Origin of the sequence: Pelobium manganitolerans (genome assembly GCF_003609575.1) — a bacterium.
Classification (GTDB): Bacteria; Bacteroidota; Bacteroidia; order Sphingobacteriales; family Sphingobacteriaceae; genus Pseudopedobacter; species Pseudopedobacter manganitolerans.
In genome coordinates, this window is sequence record NZ_MBTA01000029.1 from 203,151 (window position 1) to 227,116 (window position 23,966).

General features: G+C 39.6%; 20 protein-coding genes. 15 read left to right on the forward strand and 5 right to left on the reverse strand.

The window, feature by feature from the left end; all coding sequences use genetic code 11:
* Both BCY91_RS16315 and BCY91_RS16320 read right to left on the reverse strand, forming a co-directional pair.
* Positions 1-975, reverse strand: a complete 975-nt coding sequence (locus tag BCY91_RS16315) for a DUF4271 domain-containing protein (protein ID WP_120183111.1) — start codon at positions 973-975, stop codon at positions 1-3.
* 2 nt (positions 976-977) lie between these two features.
* Positions 978-2,678 carry a ShlB/FhaC/HecB family hemolysin secretion/activation protein gene (locus tag BCY91_RS16320; RefSeq protein WP_120183112.1) on the reverse strand — a complete coding sequence of 567 codons (1,701 nt, stop codon included), beginning with the start codon at positions 2,676-2,678 and terminating at the stop codon, positions 978-980.
* A gap of 151 nt (positions 2,679-2,829) precedes the next feature.
* Here BCY91_RS16320 and BCY91_RS16325 point away from each other — a divergent pair, with 151 nt between their 5' ends.
* The 3 genes from BCY91_RS16325 to BCY91_RS16335 all read left to right on the forward strand — a co-directional run bounded on the left by BCY91_RS16325 (position 2,830) and on the right by BCY91_RS16335 (position 5,517).
* A complete protein-coding gene (locus BCY91_RS16325; RefSeq protein WP_120183113.1) occupies positions 2,830-3,369 on the forward strand; it encodes a ferritin in 540 nt (179 codons plus the stop codon).
* Positions 3,370-3,590: 221 nt separating this feature from the next.
* Positions 3,591-4,730 carry a radical SAM family heme chaperone HemW gene (hemW, locus tag BCY91_RS16330; protein WP_120183114.1) on the forward strand — a complete coding sequence of 380 codons (1,140 nt, stop codon included), beginning with the start codon at positions 3,591-3,593 and terminating at the stop codon, positions 4,728-4,730.
* Positions 4,720-5,517: an SDR family oxidoreductase gene (locus tag BCY91_RS16335; RefSeq protein ID WP_120183115.1), complete on the forward strand. Its 798-nt coding sequence runs from the start codon at positions 4,720-4,722 to the stop codon at positions 5,515-5,517. The genes hemW and BCY91_RS16335 overlap by 11 nt, the downstream gene beginning before the upstream one ends.
* Positions 5,518-5,619: 102 nt before the next feature.
* On the opposite strand, the gene BCY91_RS16340 is transcribed toward BCY91_RS16335, so the two are convergent.
* Positions 5,620-6,549 carry a cation diffusion facilitator family transporter gene (locus tag BCY91_RS16340; protein ID WP_120183116.1) on the reverse strand — a complete coding sequence of 310 codons (930 nt, stop codon included), beginning with the start codon at positions 6,547-6,549 and terminating at the stop codon, positions 5,620-5,622.
* A 164-nt stretch (positions 6,550-6,713) separates the two neighbouring features.
* Positions 6,714-9,218, reverse strand: a complete 2,505-nt coding sequence (locus BCY91_RS16345) for a M1 family aminopeptidase (RefSeq protein WP_120183117.1) — start codon at positions 9,216-9,218, stop codon at positions 6,714-6,716.
* Positions 9,219-9,458: 240 nt separating this feature from the next.
* Between BCY91_RS16345 and BCY91_RS16350 the strand changes: the two genes are divergently transcribed.
* From BCY91_RS16350 to BCY91_RS16390, 8 genes are all read left to right on the forward strand, one after another.
* On the forward strand, positions 9,459-10,154 hold the full coding sequence (locus BCY91_RS16350; protein WP_120183118.1) for an NUDIX hydrolase: 696 nt from the start codon (positions 9,459-9,461) through the stop codon (positions 10,152-10,154).
* An 11-nt stretch (positions 10,155-10,165) separates the two neighbouring features.
* Positions 10,166-11,839: a ribulokinase gene (locus BCY91_RS16355; protein WP_120183119.1), complete on the forward strand. Its 1,674-nt coding sequence runs from the start codon at positions 10,166-10,168 to the stop codon at positions 11,837-11,839.
* The gene (locus BCY91_RS16360) at positions 11,840-12,535 is read left to right on the forward strand and encodes an L-ribulose-5-phosphate 4-epimerase (protein ID WP_120183120.1); all 696 of its coding nucleotides are present in this window, start codon (positions 11,840-11,842) and stop codon (positions 12,533-12,535) included.
* Between the two features lie 70 nt (positions 12,536-12,605).
* A complete protein-coding gene (araA, locus tag BCY91_RS16365) occupies positions 12,606-14,096 on the forward strand; it encodes an L-arabinose isomerase (protein ID WP_120183121.1) in 1,491 nt (496 codons plus the stop codon).
* Between the two features lie 676 nt (positions 14,097-14,772).
* On the forward strand, positions 14,773-14,910 hold the full coding sequence (locus tag BCY91_RS17675) for a hypothetical protein (RefSeq protein ID WP_182995419.1): 138 nt from the start codon (positions 14,773-14,775) through the stop codon (positions 14,908-14,910).
* 209 nt (positions 14,911-15,119) lie between these two features.
* Positions 15,120-15,854, forward strand: coding sequence for an SDR family NAD(P)-dependent oxidoreductase (locus tag BCY91_RS16380; RefSeq protein ID WP_120183124.1), 735 nt, complete (start codon positions 15,120-15,122; stop codon positions 15,852-15,854).
* Between the two features lie 65 nt (positions 15,855-15,919).
* Positions 15,920-16,411 carry a membrane lipoprotein lipid attachment site-containing protein gene (locus BCY91_RS16385; RefSeq protein ID WP_120183125.1) on the forward strand — a complete coding sequence of 164 codons (492 nt, stop codon included), beginning with the start codon at positions 15,920-15,922 and terminating at the stop codon, positions 16,409-16,411.
* Between the two features lie 9 nt (positions 16,412-16,420).
* Positions 16,421-18,337, forward strand: a complete 1,917-nt coding sequence (locus tag BCY91_RS16390; RefSeq protein ID WP_120183126.1) for a PAS domain S-box protein — start codon at positions 16,421-16,423, stop codon at positions 18,335-18,337.
* An 85-nt stretch (positions 18,338-18,422) separates the two neighbouring features.
* Here BCY91_RS16390 and BCY91_RS16395 read toward each other — a convergent pair whose 3' ends face one another.
* Positions 18,423-18,758: a single-stranded DNA-binding protein gene (locus BCY91_RS16395; protein ID WP_120183127.1), complete on the reverse strand. Its 336-nt coding sequence runs from the start codon at positions 18,756-18,758 to the stop codon at positions 18,423-18,425.
* A 416-nt stretch (positions 18,759-19,174) separates the two neighbouring features.
* Here BCY91_RS16395 and BCY91_RS16400 point away from each other — a divergent pair, with 416 nt between their 5' ends.
* The 4 genes from BCY91_RS16400 (at position 19,175) to BCY91_RS16415 (ending at position 23,863) form a co-directional block, all read left to right on the forward strand.
* Positions 19,175-19,840 carry an HNH endonuclease gene (locus BCY91_RS16400; protein ID WP_120183128.1) on the forward strand — a complete coding sequence of 222 codons (666 nt, stop codon included), beginning with the start codon at positions 19,175-19,177 and terminating at the stop codon, positions 19,838-19,840.
* A 159-nt stretch (positions 19,841-19,999) separates the two neighbouring features.
* On the forward strand, positions 20,000-21,889 hold the full coding sequence (locus BCY91_RS16405) for an ATP-binding protein (RefSeq protein WP_120183129.1): 1,890 nt from the start codon (positions 20,000-20,002) through the stop codon (positions 21,887-21,889).
* A 181-nt stretch (positions 21,890-22,070) separates the two neighbouring features.
* The gene (locus tag BCY91_RS16410) at positions 22,071-23,162 is read left to right on the forward strand and encodes a YbjQ family protein (protein WP_120183130.1); all 1,092 of its coding nucleotides are present in this window, start codon (positions 22,071-22,073) and stop codon (positions 23,160-23,162) included.
* A gap of 155 nt (positions 23,163-23,317) precedes the next feature.
* Positions 23,318-23,863, forward strand: a complete 546-nt coding sequence (locus BCY91_RS16415) for an REP-associated tyrosine transposase (protein WP_120181092.1) — start codon at positions 23,318-23,320, stop codon at positions 23,861-23,863.
* The last annotated feature ends 103 nt before the right edge of the window (positions 23,864-23,966 follow it).

Below are 23,966 nucleotides of genomic sequence, written 5' to 3' on the forward strand. Positions count from 1 at the left end.
CTATAAACTCATACTGATCGTTTTCACGAACAATAAAATAGGACAAATTTCAAGGGTGCAAAGATAAAGAAATAAATAAAACTTAGATAGGCGGTAGTTCAATAAAATTTTGAAGCCAAGCCTTATAGCTTGAAAACCAATTAGCAACAGAAAAGCAACACCAAATATCCACAAAACAGTTTCGGTTTGGTTGGTTCCAACAAAGGTTAAAACCAGCGTGGCAGGCAGCAATATAAATAAAGCATTAACATAAGTTAGGTATATAATATTTAGATATTCTTTTGCTAGCTTTTGAACTTCAAACAAAAAACCCATGAACTTAACGGCCAATACCTTTAGACCGAAAAATACAAGAGCCGCCAAAGAAACTAGCAAAAACGCCGAGAAGCCTGCCGTGGAATTAGAAAGGTTTGCCTTGTAAATTAACAAGCAAACAAAAAGGCCAACCGTAAAAGAAAATACGATATATAAGAATATAAAGTGCCAGGTTACTAAGATGTTTTCTTCTTTATCTATTTGATTAAGTGTGCGGTTATCAAAAAAAGCCTTAAAAAAGAGCGCTACTTCTTTAGAGAATCCGATATTAATTAAACCAAACACGGTGAGCAATAGCAACACGGCCACTAAAAACCACACTGGGTATTTATTAATTTGGTTACCTACGTTATAGGTTGTGGCTACCTTTTTATATTTTTTTGGTGCGCTTAGCAAAAGCGGATCGGTGGTGGTGTTTTCTGCTAAAAGTTTTTCTACCCATGGGTTGGCCCTTTTAGGGTCTGGTTTAAGGTAATAATAAGTGATAGAGTCTCGGACGAAGTTTTTACGTGCCAAGGCAGCTGAATCTATGATAATGCGCGGTTTAAACGTTTGGGCTTGTGCTACCGTATCTGCAAGCAAAACAGAATCTTGTTGGGCACTGGCCAACATACAGATGCCGTTTAACAGCAAACAAAACAAGAACGTAAATCGCTTCATATTTAAAAATAGCTGGAAATACCCAAGTGGATTTTACCTTTCTGCAAATCTAAAGGAATATTTTTCTGTTTGCCAATTGCATAGCTTAAAGAAGTAATCCCAATTTTTGTTTGAAAAGTAATGCCTGCGCCAATCCCTAATGGAAAATCTTCGTTCTCCCTATCGTTAAAATTTTGATAGATATAGGCTTGATCGTAAAAAATATTGAGGTAAGAATTCTGTTCAACAAAATACCTCAATTCGGTAGTTTGGATGGAGAACGTGTTTACGCTTAACGATTGTTCGTCAAATCCGCGCAAGCTTTTGGCGCCCCCAATCCGGAAGGCTTCGTTTTCGAAAATGCTTTTGCCACTTAGCCATGCCGTATTATTCCGTGCAAAAAATACGCTGCGCTCCCCAAGTTTCAGATAATACTTTAAATCTGCCTGCAGTTTAAATTGCTGGTTTTTTGTTTTTTCGAAATAATCTGAAGGATTAAAATTTTGAGAAGCCGTGATTTTCCGCTGTCCGATGGAGGTTTGTAGGTTAAAGTCAAATCCTTTCATAGGAACCAGCTTTTGATCTACCTTTAAATAAGCGAGTGCCAATCCGTAAAAAGCAGAGCTGATGTTTGCGTTCCTCGGGATAGTTTGAAACTGCTGTTCGCCAACTTGGTTGCCATTAAATTTTTCGACAAAAAAGCTAAGGGTTTTATTAATGTTTAAACTATAATCAAATGCCAGTTTGGTGCTTAAATTCAGAAAACTGGTATCGCGTTTAAACAGCTGGAAGTTTGCACGGATGCCCAATTGGCTTCTAAACAAACAAGGATAAATAAAGCCCAAGTTGAGCTCTTGCGATTGCGAGGGCAAGCCACGATAGTTGAAATCAAGTGTTTCACCATTTTGGAGCGCGTTTTTCAGATTCAGCTTAAAATCACCACTCAATTGCAATTTCCCCGATTGCGGGTTGGGCAAAAAACCAACTACGCCATCAAACTGATTGGCATTTTGTTTATCCATAAATAGGTTAAACTTGGCGCTGTTGCCACTAAACACAACTTCGGGAGGCTTTGGAAGGGCAATAAAAGGCAAATCGCGCAAACGCTTTTCAATATTTTGCACTCTGCTTTCGTTATAGGGTTCATTTTTCCGCAAACCTAAATAGGTGCTTAAAAAAGCCTGACTTAATTTTGCAGAACCTACGCTACGTAGGGTATCAATTAAAATTTCTTTACCCGGCGATACAAAAATCTGCGCAGAAAGCTGTCCTTCTTTTTCTTGAAGACTGTCCAACCAAACCTGCGCAAACGGAAAACCGTTGTTTTGGTAGTAGTTTAAAACATTATGCCTAAGCTTCTGCAACTGCATCAACGTGATTTTCTCTTGTTTAGCTCGCCACGCTAAAGCGGAAAATAAAGCATTTGGCAAGTTTCCGTTTTGCAAATGCAAATCATCTTGCTTTTCCCCTGCAATAACAAACGCCTTTAAGCTGTCGTTTTTTAGATCCATTTTTTCTACATAGGCCTCAAAATATCCGTTTAGCCTCAGTTGCTGCAATTGCGCATTTAATTCCGTTAATGCCTTTGTTGAGTCGGGAAAAGTTTGGGTAAAAGCTTTTTTATACTGTGGCAGTCCGTCTATCTGCAATACAGTTTTTTTCTCTTGCCCAAAAACTAACTGTACCGTTGCTATCGAAAATACGAGAAAAAGAGACCAACGCATTAACAAAGGAAACAATTATTTCAATGAATTATCAAATGTATATCATATGCCAAGGCACCTGCTAGTATATAATCTTTCTAAACGCTTTTAGGCATCCCATTTGCACCATTTAGACTTTAAAACAAATATTCACTTCTAAATAAACAGCAAGATGAAAAGAATATCAGACCAAATGGAAGATTTGCTAAACCGCCAAATGACCCGCGAAGCCTATCAAGCGCAGGTTTATCTGGCTTACGGTGCTTGGGCAGAAGCAAACAGTTTTCCGGGGATAGCAACTTTCTTATACGGACATATGCAGGAAGAACGCGAGCACATGTTCAAAATTTTAAAATATATTTTGGACCGGGGCGGCGAAGTAAAAGTAGAGGCTTTAAACGCCGCGCCGGCCTGCCCTACTAATATTGGCGACTGCCTGCAACATATTCTGCAGCACGAGATAGAGAACTCTAAACAAATTGATAAAATTGTAAGGCTTGCGCATGATGAAAGCGATTGGGCTACTTTTAACTTCGGTCAGTGGTTTGTTCAAGAACAAATTGAAGAAGAAACTTTAATTAATGGTGTTATTGATAAATACAATTTGGCATCAACCCAGATTGGTGGTAACCATAATTTATACGAGTTTGATAAAGACTTGGCTTCCGCATCGCAAGAAGCAACCACCGCACGCGACGAAACTTTAGAATAAGTTGATCATAAAGCGGGCGAAAGCCCGTTTTTTAATATTAGATTGGTTTTTTATATTTGAGTATGAATGTTAAAAGCACGCAACATCTTGCGTCAAAAGCGGACCTTGCACACGCCAAAACAGATATGATTAAGTGGTTTGTAAGTCTGTTTATTACTTTGGCTTTAATGGTAATCGGCCTTTATTTTAAATAGGTTTAAGCAATTTCTTAGCTTTGCCGCATGGCCGGCATTTATATACACATCCCTTTTTGCAAACAAGCTTGCCATTACTGCGATTTCCATTTTATCACTTCTTTAAAACGCAAAACAGAACTTCTAGATAGCGTCCGCAAAGAAATTAGCCTCCAAAAAAACTACCTCCAAAACCAAACCGTAGAAACCATTTATTTTGGTGGCGGAACCCCCTCTTTGCTTAGCGCAGATGAAATAAAAAGTTTATTAAGCGATATTTACTCGGCCTTTAATGTTTCCGGAAATCCAGAAGCTACTTTAGAGGCCAATCCCGATGATTTAAACGCCGTTAAGCTGAAAGAACTACACAACGCCGGGATAAACCGATTAAGTATAGGTGTGCAATCTTTTTTTGATGAAGATTTAGTTTGGATGAACCGGGCGCATAAAGCGCAGGAGGCAGAAGCATCTATCAAACGCGCACAAGACATCGGGATTGAAAACATTAGCGTCGATTTGATTTATGGATTCCCTTTGCTGAGCGATGAGAAATGGCAACATAACATCCAAAAGCTCATCAACTTTGAGGTGCCGCATATCTCTAGCTACAGCATGACGGTAGAGGCACGTACAGCACTGGCCAATTTTATCCGAAAAAAACAACAAAAAGCAATGGACGATGCGCAAAGCGCGCAACAGTTTAGCTATTTAATAGACGCGCTTAAGCAAGCGGGTTTTGAGCATTACGAAATTTCTAATTTTGCCAAGCCCGAACGCTATTCGCAACATAATACCAATTATTGGCTCGGCGTGCATTACTTGGGCTTAGGCCCTTCGGCACATTCTTTTAACGGCACTAGCCGGCAGTGGAACGTGGCAAACAATGCGCAATATCTATCGGCCATAGCCGAAAACAAAATTCCTTTTGAATTAGAACTGTTGAGCAAAGCGGATGTGTTTAATGAATATGTGATGACTAGCTTGCGCACCCAATGGGGATTAGATTTGCAAAAAATAACCGCTGACTTTGGCAAAGCGGCAAAAGACAATTTATTGGCTGTGGCCGATGAATACCGGCAAAAAAACTGGCTGTTAATTGATGAAGATAAAGTAAAGCTAAGTGCCGAAGGAAAGCTTTACGCAGATTTAATTGCTTCGGAATTATTTATAACGGAAGATGGATTTTAAAAATAAAATTGTTTGGATCACGGGCGCTTCATCTGGCATTGGCGAAGCTTTGGTGTATTTGCTAAATGAGCAGGGCGCCAAACTGATTATATCCTCGCGTCGCTCCGGCGCTCTGTACGAGGTCAAGCAACGCTGCCGCAAAAACCCGCTAGACGTGCACGTTTTACCTTTAGATTTAGCGCAAGCGGACACTTTAACTGCTAAAGCCGAAAACGCCTGGCGCATTTATGGCGCCATAGACATTTTAATTAATGCCGGTGGCATCAGTCAGCGCGGCACCGTGCTAGAAACTGCCGCAACCGTAGAACAGCAGATTATGAACGTAAACTTTTGGGGCACGGTAAACCTTAGCAAAGCTATTTTGCCCAAAATGCTGCAACGCAAACAAGGGAATTTAGTAGTGATTAGCTCGGTAGTTGGAAAATTCGGAACGCAGTTCCGCAGCACCTATTCGGCATCAAAACATGCTTTACATGGATACTTTGATAGCCTACGTTGCGAAGTTTATGACCAAGGCGTTTCTGTAAACATCATTTGCCCCGGTTTTGTAAAAACTAACGTGACTATAAATTCTTTAACAGCGCAGGGAGAAAAACACAACCACATGGACGAAGGCCAAGAAAACGGCATAAGCGCCACCCAATGCGCCCATGAAATATTAAAGTCCGTTGCCAAAAACAAAGAGGAAACCTTAATTGGTGGAAAAGAAACTTACGGCGTTTATTTGAAACGTTTTTTTCCGGGCTATTTTTCTAAAATGATTCGAAAACGGAAAGTGGTTGGTTAGGGATTAGTTGGTTAGTTGTTAGTTTATTGGGAGTTTTTTTTGGTCAAGTCTATGAATTACAAATCAACATTGCGCTTTTATCCCATCTTATCTCCCTCTCCTTTAGAGATGGATGGGGCGAGGCTCCCTTTTTACGAAATTTGCCTCGATAAAAATCTGCTTAATCATCGGGATTTCCGATTTGATGCGGTTTTCTAAACGCTGGATCACTTTAGCAAGTTCGGATGCGCGCAGGTGTTCTTTAAACTGAATATCAAGTGCCAACAAAACTTCATCTGGCCCTAATTGCATGGTTAAAGGCGGACGTAGCTGCTCAACATCTTCATCTGCATTTACCAACTGCTTCACGCGTTCAATTTGCGCTTTGTTTGCGCTTTCGCCAATCAATAAATTGCGACTTTCAATAACCAAAGCTATCGCTACAAAAGCCAGTAGAACTCCAATTAAAATAGAGGCAAGGCCATCAATACGCGGATCATTAAAATAGTGGCTTAAAAAAACGCCGGCACCGGCCAATAACAAACCGCATAAAGCGGCGCCATCCTCATAAATCACCACAAAAAGAGAAGGGTCTTTGCTTTGCCTCAATTTGCTAAAAAACTGCCCTTTGCCTTCTAACTTTAGAAACCCGCGAATAGCTACGATAAAAGATGCGCCCTCAAACAATATGGCAATGCAAAGCACTACGTAATTCCACAGCGGATCGGTTAAAGTTTCAGGGTTTTTAATGTGCAGCACGCCTTCATAAACAGACATGCCTCCGCCCAAACCGAAAATTAAAACGGCCACAATTAAGGACCAAAAATACAACTCTTGCCCGTGCCCAAATGGATGGTTTTCATCTGCCGGGCGCCGACTCCGTTTTATGCCTACCAACAATAAAATTTGATTGCCAGAATCTACAGCACTATGGATTCCTTCTGATAGCATAGAAGAACTGCCGGTAATGGTTGCGGCAATAAATTTGATGATGGCAATGCCAATGTTTGCGGCTAAAGCCGCGTAAATGGAAACTTTGGAGCTGGAGGTCATGGCATTATTTTAACACATGCAATGCCAGTTTGCCTCAAGATTCAAAAGATTATGCTTTTCAACAAGCTGCTAAACGTTTAATCAGTACGAAATTGCAGGCCTGATGCAGTTGTACCCCGAAATGATTTTTAAAATCGGGAAGTGTGTTGATTTTAAGCAAAAGTCTAGCTCCCAATTCTTGCCACCGTTTCTTCAACCGCCTTTACTTGCTCGTCAAATTTGGCTTTTACCTCGGCAGGTGCATTGTCCCTATCGTCTTTTTTTACCTGCAAAACATTGGCTAACATGGCATTCACGTATTTATCAACGTTATAACGTTTAAACTGTTTCGCCATCCGTTCCAGTTCTGCCAGGCCTTGCTTAACATATTCGGTGTTTTGCACGTTCATCAGTATGCTTGCCAAACCCGGAATTAGCTCAAACTGTTGTTGCGTGCCGGCGTCCATAAAAGATTGGTAAACGTAAGGAAATTCCGCATCGGCACCTTGCACGCCGTAAATGTTTACAATGGCATTTACCAAAGGTCCTTTGCTGTCTTTTTGTAGATTCACGGCAATGCCTTTTGCTTCGTCCATGTCCAAAGCTGCTATCGCCTCTAAAGCTGCGCCTTCCACCGCATAGGACGGGTTTTTAACAGCCTCGCGGTATAATGGCAGGTATGTTTTATCTTGCAGGTTTGATAATGACGCTATAGCCGCCGCTTTAACTAAAGTGTTGCTGCTATTTTTAGCCAAATCTAAAATCACGGGCAAAACCTGTTGTTTCACCTCAGCATCTACCAATTTTAAATTGTGTATGGCTTCAATCTGCAAGCCGGGATAAGCATCTTTTAACGCTGCAATCAAAATAGCACGTGCGGTTTTGCTTTTACCATCGGCTATAGCTGCGTTAATGGCCTCTAAACGATCTACATACAAAGGCGCATTTTTGTACTGAAACTCGTATTCGGCCATAGTTTTTGCATCCGTCTTCTCCATCAGCAAAATTTTATCGGCATCTACGTTTACCAAATCTGGCTTGGCATTTAGCTTAAAGCTGATGGAATCCGCCTTCGCATTCATCCAAATTTGCTTGCGCGATACTTTTCCGCCCTCGTAAACATCAATTTTGATGGGTAAAATGAAGGCATCGCTATCTTGCAATTGCTTAAGATAAACCGTTTGCGTTTTGCTTTGCGCGTCCCATTTATAGCTGATATCCATTAACGGATGGCCCGCCCTAAAATACCACTGGTTAAAAAACCAGTTTAAATCTTTTCCGCTCACTTGTTCAAAAGCCAGGCGCAACTGATGAGCCTCACCCGTACCTAAGGCATTAGCCGTCAGATACAGGTTCAATCCTTTGAAAAAAGCATCCTCGCCCAAATAATTGCGTAACATATTTAAAATACGTCCGCCTTTTTGGTAGCTCACCACATCAAACATGTCTTCTTTATCGGCATAATAAAAACGTACCAAAGGTTTGTTTTTAGCATCGGGCGATAACAAATAAGATCGCATCGACTCGTAATTGTGCTTGTCTCCGGCATCTTTACCTTTGTCATGCTCTAGCCACAGGGTTTCGCTAAAATCAGCAAAAGACTCATTTACAGTCAAATTGCTCCAGCTTTCGGCGGTAACATAATCGCCAAACCATTGGTGAAAAAGCTCGTGCGCAATCACCTCTTCGCCATTGCTTCCGTCTAAAAGCTCGCGCTTGGTTTGTTGCACAAAAGAGCCATGTAAGGTTGCGGTAGTGTTTTCCATGGCACCACTCACGTAATCGCGCACTACAATTTGGGCATATTTATTCCAAGGATAAGCTATGCCCAACTTGTCGGCAAAAAAATCAATCATTGCCGGTGTTTTACCAAAAATATCTTTAGCGTAAGGCGCGTAGGCCGGTTCCAGATAATAATCTACCGGGATGTTTTTGTATTTGTCTTTATAAACTTTAAAATCGCCAACGGCCATCATAAACAAATAAGGCGCGTGCGGTTTATCCATTTTCCAGGTATCTGTGCGGGTGCCGTTATTGTTGCTGCGTTGGCTAACTAAGGCACCGTTAGATAAGGTAACGTATTTTGCAGGCACCGTCATGCTGATTTCTTGCGTGGTTTTTTGGTTGGTTTTATCAATAGTGGGGAACCAAACCGAAGAACTTTCTGTTTCGCCCTGCGTCCATATTTGCACCGGCTTTCCGGCTACGCTACTGTCGGGATTTATAAAATACAAACCTTTGGCATCTGTTATGGCTGCGCTTCCTTTTACTTTAAGCTCATTAGGCTTTGCAGTGTAGGCAATGTAAACGGTGTACTTTTCGGCTGCGGTATAGGTTTTTCCCAATTTAATTTTAAGCTGCAAACTGTCATAACTGTACTTTAACGGACTGTTAAGGTTGCCGTTAACTATCGATACGTTTTTAATATCCATGCCCTTGGCATCCAAGGTAAGTGAATCTGTTGCGTAAAAATGCGGTTGCAGCGTTATCCAAGCTTTACCATGTAGGTAGGCTTTCTGGTAATCAAAACTCACGTCTAATTTAGTATGCACCAAATCATTAATCTTTTCTGCCGTGGCACGGTAAATTGCTAACTGAGAATCTTTAGCCGCAATTTCGCTTTGCGCGGATACAGTAGCAAAAGAAAATAACAGGCCAACAAATGCCAAAGCAGATTTTAAACGGGACATAAAGGATGTTTTTATTGCATTAAACTTTGATACAAAGTAGTGTAAAATTGTGCGATATCATTAAATTTATCAATTAAAAATTCTGATACAATAAAACCAACGTGTTAACCATCAAGCGTTTTTTATTTACAAACCTTACGCAAAACTCACCCCCCGCTTTATTCCCAGCTATTTTTAAAAATATCTTATTTAATTTTTTAATTGTCACAACAACACTTACATTTACGCAACAAATAAATTATGTCTCAAACCTCAAAATACATTAGGCCTTTAGTAGCGGTAGATTGCCTTATTTTCGGTTTCGAAAATCAGACACTTAAAGTATTGCTTATCAAAAGAAAACTGCAGCCTTACCAAAATGAGTGGAGCTTGATGGGTGGCTTCTTAAAAGATAAAGAATCTGCAGATGAGGCCGCCTCCCGTGTTTTAAAAGAGCTTACCGGCTTAGAGGGGATTTTTATGGAGCAGATTGCCACATTCAGCAAATTTGACCGCGACCCTGCCGAGCGTACCATCAGCATCGTTTACTCCAGCTTAATTGATATTAGTAAATTTGAGGCACAGCTGAACCACGCTTATGAGGCACACTGGTTCAAAGTTGATGAAATTCCGGCCTTAATTTTCGACCATGAAGAGATGGTTGCCGTTGGCCGGGATTATCTGAAGAAAAAAGCCGCTTTACAGCCGATATTATTTGAGCTGTTAGGCGAGAAATTCACCATCCCACAAATCCAACAGCTTTACGAAGAAGTTTTTGAATCCAGTTTTGACAAACGCAACTTTAGCCGAAAACTTTTAGGCAGCAAGCTTTTGCACAAACTGAACGAAAAAGATAAAAGCGGCTCAAAAAAAGGCGCTTTTTATTACGAATTAGATAAACAAACCAATCATTATAATTTCAATACGCTTTTAACGCTGGCTTACAGCCAGCTCTAAAAACACCAAAAATGGCAGACAAAAAATATGTAATCGGGGTAGATTACGGTTCAGATTCGGTACGTTCTGTAATTGTGGACAGCGCCAACGGCGAGGAAATTTCATCGGCCGTATTTTATTATCCGCGCTGGAAAGCCGGTAAATATTGCGACCCGTCTCAAAGCCAATTCCGTCAGCATCCCTTAGACTATACCGAAGGCTTAACAGAAACCATCCGGCAAGCGGTGGCAAAAAGCCCCGAAGGCATCGCCGATAAAATTGTGGCCATCTCTATTGACACCACCGGATCAACCCCGGTTGCCGTAAATGAGCAAGGTGTGCCTTTGGCTTTACTGCCACAATTTGCAGAAAATCCCAACGCCATGTTTGTGCTTTGGAAAGACCATACCGGCGTGCAAGAAGCGGCAGAGATAAACCAACACGCCACAAAATTCGACACCAATTATTTGGCTTATTGTGGCGGCATATACTCGTCGGAATGGTTTTGGGCTAAATTTTTACATATATTAAGAAGCGACGCCGCCGTTGCCGAAAACACCTACACTTGGGTTGAGCAATGCGATTGGTTGCCGTTTTTATTAACGGGAGGCAAAAATGCCAAAGATATTATGGCCAGCCGTTGCGCCGCGGGGCACAAAGCTTTATGGGCCGAAGAATTTGGCGGTTTGCCACCAGAAGAATTTTTCACTTCTTTAGACCCTATTTTAGCAGGCTACCGCGATAAATTATTTGCAGAAACTTATACATCAGACCAAAAAGTAGGCAACCTATCTGCCGAATGGGCAGAAAAATTAGGATTAAGCACTGACGTTGTGGTTGGTGTAGGTGCTTTTGATGCGCATTTTGGCGCCGTTGGCGGGCAGATTGAGCCTTATTACCTGAGTAAAGTAATGGGGACATCCACCTGCGATATTTTAGTAGCACCAAACCAAGACATGCAGGGCAAATTGGTGGCAGGCATTTGCGGACAGGTAAATGGCTCGGTAATTCCCGGTATGGCTGGTTTAGAAGCGGGGCAATCTGCCTTCGGCGATGCCTATGCTTGGTTTAAAAACTTGCTATTATGGCCTATCCGTAACATCGTGGCCGAAAACCCAAATGCTGAAACAGATGCTTTGCTAAATAAAATTGAAGAACAGCTGATTCCGGTTCTGGCAAAAAAAGCAGACCAACTCCCTTTAACAGAAAAAGACGAATACGCCATTGATTGGTTAAACGGCCGCCGTACACCAAACGCCAACCAGATGTTAAAAGGCGCGTTTTTCGGGTTGGATTTAGGAACCGATGCTGTAAAAATGTTTAAAGCTTTGGTAGAGGCCACCTGTTTTGGAGCTAAAAAGATTGTTGATCAGTTTATCCAGCAGGGCGTACAAGTAGAAGGTTTAATTGGTTTGGGAGGCGTGGCAAAAAAATCCCCTTACATTATGCAAATGATGGCCGATGTGATGAACAGGCCTATCAAAATCCATAAATCAGAACAAACTTGCGCCATAGGCGCGGCCATGTTTGCCGCTACCGTCGCCGGAATTTACCCAAAAGTAGAAGACGCAATGAAAGCTATGGGCCAAGGTTTTGATGCAGAATACCATCCAAACCCCGAAAAAGCAAAAATATATGCCAAGCGTTATCAAACCTACGTGCAGGCCGGGGCATTCATTGAAGAACATTTAACTTTTCAAAAATAAATGAACTATAAAGACATAAGAGAAGAGGCTTACGAAGCCAATATGCAACTGCCAAAATTGGGCTTGGTTTTATTTACGTTTGGAAATGTAAGCGCGGTGGACCGCAATAAAGGCGTTTTTGCCATTAAACCTAGTGGTGTACCTTACGAAGAACTCTCGCCAGAAAAAATGGTGATTGTAGATTTTGACGCCAATACCGTTGAAGGCAACTTACGTCCATCATCAGACACTAAAACACACGCCGTTTTATATAAACATTGGGATAGCATAGGTGGCATTGTACATACGCATAGCACCTACGGAACGGCTTGGGCGCAAAGCTTAAGAGCGATCCCGATTTACGGGACCACCCATGCCGACCATCTTACCGTTGATATCCCTTGTGCGCCACCAATGGAAGACAGCATGATCAAAGGAAATTACGAATATGAAACCGGTTTCCAGATTATGAACCATTTAAAAGCTGAAAACTTAAGCTATAAAGAAGTCGAGATGATTTTAGTGGGTAACCACGCGCCTTTTACCTGGGGAAAAACAGCGGCCAAAGCGGTTTACAACAGCGCCGTTTTAGAAACCTGCGCACAAATGGCTTTACTTACCGAGCAGATTGAAGGTAAAGTGGCACGCATGAAAGACTCACTTATCCGTAAACACTGGGAAAGAAAGCATGGCGAGGGAGCCTATTATGGGCAATAGTCAATTTTGAATGAGTGAAGGAGAGAATGGTGAATAGATTTAAAAACAACAATATTAGACAGATAACATAATGAACAATTTAAAACATTTAGAGGTTTGGTTCCTTACCGGTACGCAAAACTTATACGGCGATGAAACTTTAAAGCAAGTGACCGCGCACTCGCAAGAAGTAGCTAAATTTTTAGACCAAGCGCCAAACATCCCCGTTAAGGTGGTTTTTAAACCTATTTTAAAATCATCCGACGAGATTTACGACACCATCGCGCAAGCAAACGTGGCCGAAAACTGTATCGGTATCATCACTTGGATGCACACCTTCTCGCCGGCCAAAATGTGGATCAGAGGTTTGGGCATCCTTAAAAAACCGATGTTGCACCTGCACACGCAATTTAATCGCGACATCCCTTGGAGCACGATTGACATGGATTTCATGAACCTAAACCAAAGCGCACATGGCGACCGCGAGTTTGGCTTTATGGTTTCGCGGATGCGTATAGAGCGTAAGGTTGTGGTTGGTTTTTGGCAAGATGAGCAGGTTTTAGAAGAGATTAACGTTTGGACACGCGCCGCAGCCGGATGGCACGATTGGCAAGGTGCTAAATTTGTGCGCATAGGCGATAACATGCGTTTTGTTGCAGTTACCGAAGGTGATAAAGTGGAAGCTGAACTTAAGTTTGGTTTCTCTGTGAATACCCACGGCGTTGGCGATGTGGTTGCTGTAATAAACAGCATTGCACAGGCAGATGTTGATGCTTTAGTAAAAGAATACGAAGACAGCTATGTGTTGGCTTCAGAATTATTGGCCGGTGGCGCAAAAAGAGAGTCGGTAGTAGAAGCTGCACGTATTGAGCTGGGTATTAAAAAATTCCTGGTAGATGGAGGCTATAAAGGCTTTACAGATACTTTTGAGGATTTACATGGAATGGTGCAATTACCGGGCATCGCATCGCAACGTTTAATGCAACAAGGTTTTGGTTTTGCCGGTGAAGGCGACTGGAAAACCGCAGCCTTACTTAGAGCTTGTAAAGTAATGTCGACTGGTTTAGAAGGTGGAACTGCCTTTATGGAAGATTACACCTACCATTTTGACCCACAAAATCCGATGGTTTTAGGTTCGCATATGTTAGAGATAGACGCTTCTTTAGCTAAAGGAAAAGCTAATTTAGAGGTACATGAGTTGGGTATTGGCGGTAAAGCAGACCCTGCACGTTTGGTATTTAACGTTGCTGGCGGAAACGCGCTGAACGCTTCTTTGGTAGATATGGGCAACCGTTTTAGGTTAATTGTTAACGAAGTGGAGGCCGTTGAAGTAGAAAACGAACTTCCGAAACTTCCGGTGGCACGCGTACTTTGGAAACCTCTGCCCGATATGAAAACCGGTTGCACTGCTTGGATTTACGCGGGTGGCGCGCACCATACCGTTTACAGCCAATGTTTAACTACCGATTATTTTAGAGATTTTGCTAAAATGGCGGGTATCGAGCTAGTCACTATAGACGCAACTACAGAAATTAACCAGTTCCAAAAAGAGTTAAAATGGAGCGAGATTGCTTATAAATAATTTTATAGCTAACGCTATTAAAGGCTCCTGAACGCGATGTGTCCAGGAGCTTTTTTTGTGCTGGAATATCTATCTTTTATAAACTTATTATAGGGACTTTATAGGGGTGTTCTAGAGACTTTATAGGGAAAAACTCGAATAATGCCCTTAATTTGTTAAAAGCATAATATATGGGGCGCTTAAATCTCTTTTGGTTTATATAGCCTAATGTTACAATCCACAACTTTGTTTTATAAAGCTATCTGCTATATTTGTGAACGTGAAAATCATCAAAACCATATTCGCCAGCCTGTTGATATTAAGTATCGCTGCAAACAGCTTTGGTTTTGAACATTTTTTACCTAAAAACAAGATGGAGATAAATTGCAACATGACTTGTTGCGAGAAAGACCATCACGCTAAAAAGTCACAAGAAAAGCAAAGCCGCGATTGTTGCACCTCTAATTTTTGCAGCATGCCCTTTGGTTGTAGCTATTATGTGTTAAGCCGTTCAATTTTTTTAAAAAACCGCTATCACCAAATGGCAGTAAAACCAAGTGATAAAGCTGTTTATTTTGTATTAGATAAGTTTATAACCGATGTTTTTCAACCGCCAGAAACAGTTGATTATAATTGTTAGTCTGCCGGAAAACACGTTAAACAAATCATTTAAAAACAAAACATTAAAAAAATAATCATGAAAAAGTTAGCATTAAGCATATTCACCGCAGTAATTTTATTAGGTTCATCATCTGCATTTGCAGGTAACGGCGATGGTTGCTGCAAAAAAGACGCTACTTGCTGCAAAGCGAAGCAAGAGTGCTGCAAAAAATAATCTGAGAAATTTAGATTAGAAAAATCCCCCGATTGATGAACTCGGGGGATTTTTTTGTTGATGTTTAATGCAACCCCCTCCCACCACAAAAATTATCTTACCTTAGTCCAAAAGCTTTTGTTAAGTATCTTAATCCAGCATTCTTGGTTAACGTAACCTAAATCAAAGGCGCAACGTAAAACAAAAACGCTCATCAAATAAAATCAAACATGCAAAGCACGTCATTAGACGATCAGCTTCAGCCTCAAAAAATCATAATTACCGGCGCCAGCAGTGGCATCGGTTTTGAAGCTGCCATAGAACTATGCACCAAAGGCCACCAAGTTATCGCCATTGCGCGTTCTAAAGAAAAACTGCAAAATCTCAGAAAAATTTGTCTTGATCTTAACCCCGAGGCAGTGATTTTACCCGTAGTTTTCGACATTTTAAACGACGAGGAAACTGCGCTTGCCAACTTTGTGCAGCAACATTGGACTAAGTTTGATGTGCTGATTAACAATGCCGGCACGCTGATAAACAAAACATTTGACGAGTTGACCGAATTTGACATGGCCGAAATGTTCCAGAGCAACGTTTTAAGCCATTTTAGGATAATCAAAACGCTGAAACCGCTCTTACACCCTTCATCCCACATTGTGAATATTGGCTCTATGGGCGGTTTCCAGGGTAGCTCTAAATTCCCGGGCTTAGTGGCCTATTCAGCGAGTAAAGCGGCCCTGCATAATTTAACAGAGTGTTTGGCACAAGAATTTTTAGCAGACAAAATCAGCGTAAACTGCTTGGCATTGGGATCCGCACAAACGGAAATGCTAGAAAAAGCATTTCCGGGTTATCAATCGCCAGTAATGGCTTTTGAAATGGGCAAGTACATTGCAGATTTTGCCTTAACCGGCCACCGCCTTTTTAACGGCAAGATTTTGCCAGTAGCGGTAACCACGCCTTAAATAAAGTTATTATAGCTAGTAGCATACTAATTGCTTCATTAGCTAGAGAAACAGTTAAATTAAAAATGAAAAAGATATTTTTATTCCTAACGGCGATAGCTGTGTTGAGTGCCTGCACCAACGATAGCAAACAGCGCGATAACGAAGTTGAACAAGCGGAAGTGCCAAATACATCCGCACAGCCCGCAACTTTGTTCGACGTGCCATGGTCCGCCGTGCTAGATTCGGCCTCGCAAAAAATACAGATGACACAAACCAAAGAAGTGAAAACCGAGGATTTAAATTTGGCTAATGTAACGGAATCTATAAACCGCAAATACCCCGAAATCACCATTACGCAGCCTCGGCAAAGCCATGACACCGTTTACGTGAGCATCCCTAACGCGCAATACCTAACACAGGGCGCGGGCACGATGGGCGCCGAAATTTATTTGGCAGAAAGCACCTACTCTTTCACCCAAATTCCGGGCGTAACGTATGTGAACTTTGATTTTAAAACCGGCGACCATGCCTCACCGGGAACCTTTGACCGTACAAGTTTCGAGTTTAAGAAGTAAGTACCCAACATGCCAAACCAAAAACTTTACGATTTTATTGACTGTATCATTGGCCATAGTACAGATTTAATTTGCGTTTGCACGGATAATGGGGTCATCATTAAAGCTAACCAAGCCTTAGCCGACCAGGCGGGCTGCAGCAGCGCCGATTTAACCGGCCGGTCCATCGGAAAATTGTTTACACAAAATAACAAAACCTTAAATGACTTGCTTTATAGCCGGGTTATCGGTTTTGAAAATGAGGAAAGCTTCATCAGCAACATTAGGCAGAAAAACGGCCGTTTAATGTCTGTAACCTGGAGAATTTGCAAAATAGATGAGGTGCGGGTAATTAGCGGTACAATAACCAAAAAATACCGCAGCGAGATACAGGCCGACGAGCGTTTAAAAGCGATCATCGAAAATGCTTCCGATTGTTTTTTCATTTTAAACAGCAAACTCGATCTGATTTATCAAAACAAAGCAGCCTCTAAAAAATTCTCGTCGCCTAGTTTTGATGAAGACAGCAACATCTTTTTCGGGAGTTTCCCAGAAGAAACCAATGCTAAATTTATCGAGCATTTCAGCAACGCTTTCAATAGCCAGATCCGTTTAAAGTTTGTAGAATTTTCTGCGGTACTAAACTGCTGGTTTAGCATTGAGGTAGTGCCTTTGGGCGATGAACTCAATATTTTAGTTGACGATATATCGGACCGCATAATAGACCATAAGCTGAATGAGCTGGAGCTAAAAACCTTTGAGCTAAACCTTACCAAAAACTATGCTGTTGACGTAGTGATTAAGGATCTTTTAGAAGGGTTCGAAAGCATTTATCCTTCGTTAACCGGCGCCGTGCTTCAAATTGAAGATGAGCAGATGAATTTAATCTCTTCATCAAAATTGCCCGAAAATTACTTATCGCAATGGCGCAATCAAAAAGTGAGGATAAGTGAAGTTACAGATTCGGGTGTTGAATTTTTGAAGAAAGCAGTGATTTGCTACGATCTTGAAACTGATGAACGCTGGGTCAATTATAAAGAGCTGTTGTTGTGCCATGGCTTCCGCTCTTGTTGGACCTACCCCATACTAAGCAACAAAACAAAAGAGGTAATGGCGGTTTTTGCCGTTTACATCAGGGAAAATCGGATACCAACCGAGAACGAGTCGCGGAGTATCGCCAGGATATGCAACATCATAAAAATCATATTCGAAGATTTGAAGCAAGACAACGCCCTTTTGCAGATGAATAAACGCTACGAAATGGTGATACGCGCCACAAACGACGCTATTTACGACTGGAACTTGCTGAGCGACGAGGTATATTGGAGTGCCAACTTGCACACCATTTTCGGTTATACGCCGGAAGAAGCCCATGATACCAAACATTGGTGGATTAGACACATCCATAAAGACGACCGTGCCGAAACCATTAGGAGCTTGCGCGAATGCTTGAGAAAAAAAGAATCTGGCTGGGTAGCCGAGTACCGCTTGAAAGGCAAAGACGATGGTTTTAAATGCGTTTACAACCGCGGCTACATTTTGTACGACGATTTAGAGCGCCCGATTTCTATCATCGGAGCCATACAAGATGTTACGGCCTTAAAGGAGCGGGAAATAGAAATTTTGGAGCAAAACAATAAGCTTAAAGAAATAGCAAGGGTAAGCTCGCACGATTTACGCCGCCCCGTAACCAGTATCTTAGGTTTGGTAAGCCTGCTAAACAAAGACGATTTTACAAACGAAAGCAACCGCGACGTAATTGATTATCTGAAACTGGCCACTCAAGAGCTGGACGATGTGATTCATAGCGTTGTAAATAAAACCCTACAGGATAAAAGCTTTGAGACTAGCGGTTTAGCTCACCCTTCTGCCGAGCAGAAAAACAGCTTTAGAGTAGCATTAGAAGAAGAAATGAAGGGCCAAAGTGTAAAACTAAACTCAAATTAGATATAGCATACACAGTTATCTGCACCTTAAAAAATAATGCGCCTAACAAAGAATTTTTAGGAAGGCGCATCATTTATTCTCGGCCCTACTTTCTACCCAGCATCAAAAGTTCGTTCACCAATATTTCGGTATAGTAGCGTTTAATGCCGTCTTTATCGCTGTAATTACGCGTTACCAATTTGCCTTCAATGGCAATTTCACTGCCTTTGTCAAGGTATTTAACCGCCACGTCGGCCTGTTTGTCCCACAGCACCAGATTATGCCATTGTGTATCTTCCACCCGCTCGCCTTTATCGTTACGGTAGCTATCACTGGTGGCCAAACTTAGCTTCGCCAGTTTTTTGGTTTTGGAGATTTCCTTTAGTTCTGGCGCTGCGCCTAAAAATCCGATTAAACGTACAGAGTTTCTTAAATTGTTCATGATGTTAAAAATTAAATTGTAAATGTTGTTTAACGAACAGTTGCCACCGTGGCAACCGACAAGACAAAGGTGCAGCAGTGAGATGAACTTAGCCGTATGTTAAACATTTATATCCGTGTATAAACGGGTATAAACGGATAAAATAGGGTGCAGAGCGTTGAGAGCTTGTTCAGTTTGGAAAGCAGCAACAATATGAAGGGTTAATTTTAAATCTTTTTTTTGAAAGCTATTTATATAATTATCAACACGTCTGCTTTTAAAGAAAACTACCTCTGCGTTTTGAATAAAAAATATTACTTTTATTGAGATGATTTGCTGAGTTCGCGGGAGATGATCTTTGGAAAGGAGGGGGATTGCGCAAATATCTTAGTTACCTGCCATTATAACCTGAACAACGAAAAAAATCGAATCAAAAAATGACTAAATGCCCAAAATGCGATTCAGCCTTATCTGAAGTTGATAAAAAGTTTGGTACTCTATATTCTTGCAATAAGGAAGGATGTTATCATGAGGAATTTAATTATTCAAAAAATTGTTGTAATGACCAATTCTTAAAACCAGTAAAAGTCTATAAAGACGAATTTGATATTCATATTGAACCAAATAAGTTTACTGTTTATAATCAATGTCAGACCTGTGGGAAAAAGGTAGGAACGGCGCTTAAAAAAGCAAATTTTCAAGAACATGATTTACCTTTATTTAATGAAAATCTAGTTAATGAAAGTGAATCTGAAAGAATTGATTTACGAAAGGAATTGACAGAAATTGATGAAAGGAAAAAGAGAGCAAGACACGATGATTTTTGGGATGATTACACAGAATATTTGAAATCTGAAAGATGGAAAAGCATTAGAGAAATAGTATTAAGGAGAGACAATTATAAATGTCAATCTTGCCTCACCGAAGATGCAGTAGAAGTTCATCACACAATTGGGCATTTTAGAAAAAACGAACCAATTTTTTCACTATTCTCGGTCTGTAACAGATGTCATATAATAATAACTGAAATAGAAAGAGGTGGTCACCGAACAGCAGAAAAAATAATCTATCAATTTGAAAAAGAAAAAAATAACGGCAGGTAACCACAAATTTGTATTATAATGGCTGAACTGCTTTACGTTATTTCATCGCAATTAACTAAGTTTATACGGGCAGAAAAGTTTTTGCTTTCTAAGCCATTACAATACAAATTCGCCAATCGTTAGCTGTAATGCCACAAAAACACTGCAACAAAATATAATATGTACTTACAAAGATTAATTTTAGAAAACTTTAGAGGCTATAAAAATATAGAAATTGACTTTGTTGACAATTTAAATGTTTTAATTGGTAAGAATGATATTGGAAAATCTACGATACTTGAAGCATTAGATATTTTCTTTGGCGAAGACAAAATAAAAATTGATTATTCTGACCTAAATGTTTTTAATGGAAATTATATATCAATAAGATGTTGTTTTAAAGTTGACACTACAAAAGAATATTTGATAGACACAGATGTCAAAACAAATTTAAAAGACGAGTTTTTACTCAATGAAAAAGACGAATTAGAAATTAAAAAAACTTGGGATTGTAGTAAGGGAAAAATCACAGCAGCAAGTTTAAAAACATTTCTAATTTGTAACTATCCAAGTCAATATTCAAATAAACCTTTGCCAACAATTAAGATAGAAGAATTGAGGAAAGTTCTTGAAAAAGAGGATATTGCATTTGCTCTTTCGGAACTTCAAAACAACAATAAATTAAAAAATTTAGATAAAGGATTAGAAATTGGACCCTATGACCCAGATACGGATAAAAAAATTCCTGTTGATTTTGATAAACGTAAAAGAGCAGAAATCAGAAAAGCTATTTATAGCGTTTCTGATTTAACAAAAATCTCAACGATAGAAATGCCAATTGATAAAGAAGATGGCAAAAATATCTGGGAAAGCTTATCAAAAGATTTACCTCTATTCTTTTTATTTCAAGCTGATAGAGTTAATAAAGACACAGATAAAGAGGTTCAAGACCCATTAAAAATAATAACTAAAAGAGCAATAGAAACTGTTACCGATAAATTGGAAGAAGTAACAAAACTAATAAAAGAAAGTGCTGAAAAGATTGGTATTGAAACGATTGAAAAATTGAAAGAAATGAACCCAGACCTTGCAAAGGTTTTAAAGCCTGATGTTTCAACAAAGGCTTGGGATACAATATTTTCATTTTCATTTTTAGGAGATGACAATATTCCAATGAATAAAAGAGGAAGTGGAGTAAGACGACTTATAACATTAAATTATTTTCGTGCAGAAGCAGAAAGAAAAAATAAAGAAAACAAAAGCATTATTTATGCTATTGAAGAACCTGAAACCTCACAACATCCCGACCATCAAAATTTGTTAGTTACTGCTTTAAATGATTTGGCTCAAAAAGAAAATTATCAAGTAATTATTACAACACATTCACCTGAAATAGCTAAACAACTCAAAAATGAAAATTTAATACTAATTGATAAGAAAGACGGTGAAAATTATATAGTAAAAGACGAACAAAAATTAAAAGCAATTTCTAATACATTAGGACTTTCATCTTACATTGGAAAATTAGTAATTTGTTTAGAGGGTACAAATGATGTTAATTTCCTAACAAATTTGAATAATTTTATTCCTGAATTTAAAGAAATTATTGACTTAGAAAAAGAGAAAATAAAGTTAATTCCAATGGGTGGTTCTAGTTTGATTAATTGGGTTGATAAAGAATATTTAGAAGGTTCAAATGTTATAGAATTTCATTTATATGATAAAGACGCTGACAATAAATACCAAAGTTCAATTGATAAAATAAATGAAAGAAATAATTCATCAAGAGGGATTTTAACAAAAAAAAGAGAAATGGAAAATTACATTCCAGCTTGTTTATATGAAAGTGAATTTGAAATAGACTTAAAAGACATTGAAGATTGGGATAATGCAGACATTGGACAAATAGTAACAAATAAAGCAAAGAAATTTAATGACGAAAAAATAGTAAAATCTATAGCAAATGGTAAGCTTACTAAACAAATTACCAAAGAACATTTAATAGAACTAGACTGCTATGATGAAATAGAAAGTTGGTTTAAAATAATAAAAGAATTGAATGAAAAATAAGGCACTACAGCTAACAGACGTTTTGCAAAAGCGGGGGTTTCGTGCTTCTATGACAGTGAGTGCTAAATTCAAGGTTTGTATATCTAACGAAGTTCAGTGCTAAAAATCCCCGCCTTCGCAAAGCGGCAAAACGTTGTGCGTCATTATAACAAGACAACGGACAAAAATTAAACAGTAAAATATGGCAAATCCAAAAGATATTCTAGTATTAACAACGTCAACAATTGACGGACTTAAAGTGAAAAAATATTTAAGACCTGTATCTGCTCACGTTGTCGCAGGGACAAACCTATTCAGTGACTTTTTTGCTTCTTTCAGTGACGTTTTTGGTGGACGCTCGGGGACGTATCAAAAACAACTGACTTCACTTTACAATGAAGCGATAGAACGAGTGAAATATGTCGCATATGAAATTGGAGCGAATTGTATTGTAGGGCTAAGCATTGATATGGACGAAATATCCGGAAAAGGTAAATCTATGTTTATGTTGACGGCAGTAGGTACGGCCGTAATTATAGAAAAAGAAGTGGGAGAAAAAGTTTTGCCGAAATCAGATGAAAAACTTGAAAACGTAGGCGTGGAAAGGATTAATGTCTTGAGAAGTAAAAGGGCAATTATCGAAAAAGCTAATTCTGGTAGCCTGACACTCAATGAGGACATTTGGAATTTCATTACGACAAACCAAGTTGACGAAGTATTTCCATCTCTTTTAAATAAATTCCAAGATGTAATTACGAACGAACAAGTTTACCCAGGGACTACCGAAAAGTATTACAAATTATTTATTGGTTACATTGATGCATTGCCAGAAGATAAAAAAATCAATCTTTTATACAGCGGAGTTGCAGAACAAAATGAGCAAATAGCTATAAAACTCTCTTCAATAATAAAAGAGCTAAATCTTTTTGATTTTAATCAAAATATGGAACTATTAAAGAGTGAAAATTTTCAAACTCAAAAACGTGGCATTCGTGTAGTAATGCATGACAAGCCATTTTATGACAAACAAGACATTCAAGATTTGCAGAATATCAGAAAACATATTCAAGAGACTTTTACAGAGCGGGGTACACGTACAACAAAAAAACAGTTGTTATCATCAAAAGAAAAAGAAGTTTGGACTTGTGAATGTGGTAAGACCAATGATATAGACACATATTGTAGCGGTTGTGGACAAGACATTTACGGCTTCAAACAGAATGAAACAAAACCTAATACAGCAATCAATTATATTGAACAGAAAATCGATTTAATCACGGAGTACCTTAAATAACGAACGCACAACAGCAGCTACACGCAAGTGGGAGTTTAGTGCTTCAATGAAAGTGAAGTTCTTAATCAAAGTTCTGTACTTTTATTGAAGTTCAGTGCTAAAAATCCCCCCCAGCTGGTGCGAGCTTGCAGCTCGTTCCCTTTATTAAACACTAAATGAGCAGAAAGTATAAATTTTACAATAAAGAAGGACTGTATTTTGTAAGCTTTGCCACAGTTTACTGGCTTGATGTTTTTGTAAGAGATTTATATTTTGATAGGATGCTTGAAAGCCTGGATTATTGCAGAAAGGAAAAAGGCATGGAAATTTTTTGCTGGTGTATAATGCCCAGCCATGTGCACTTAATATTTCGGGCAAAGGACAATAACCCGGGAGAATTATTAAAGAGCCTGAAAACATTTACATCGAAAGCCTTACAGGCATCAATTGAAAACAATATGCAGGAAAGCAGGAGGGAGTGGATGCTATGGCTGATGCAGCGGGCAGGTACAAAAAACAGCAATGTAAAGAAACGGCAGTTCTGGCAACAGCATAACCATCCGATAGAATTATGGAGTGCAGAAGTAATAGACCAGAAAGTAAATTATATACATCAAAACCCAGTAGTATCCGGTTTTGTTACCGAAGCACACCATTGGAAGTACAGTAGTGCAATTGATTACAGTGGCGGAAAGGGAGTTTTAGCAATAGACTTTGTATAAAAGCAGAAAATAAACGAGCTGCAAGCTCGCACTAGCGGATGTTTTAGCAATAGACTTAGTATAAAGCAGAAAATGAACGAGCTGCAAGCTCGCACTAGCGGAG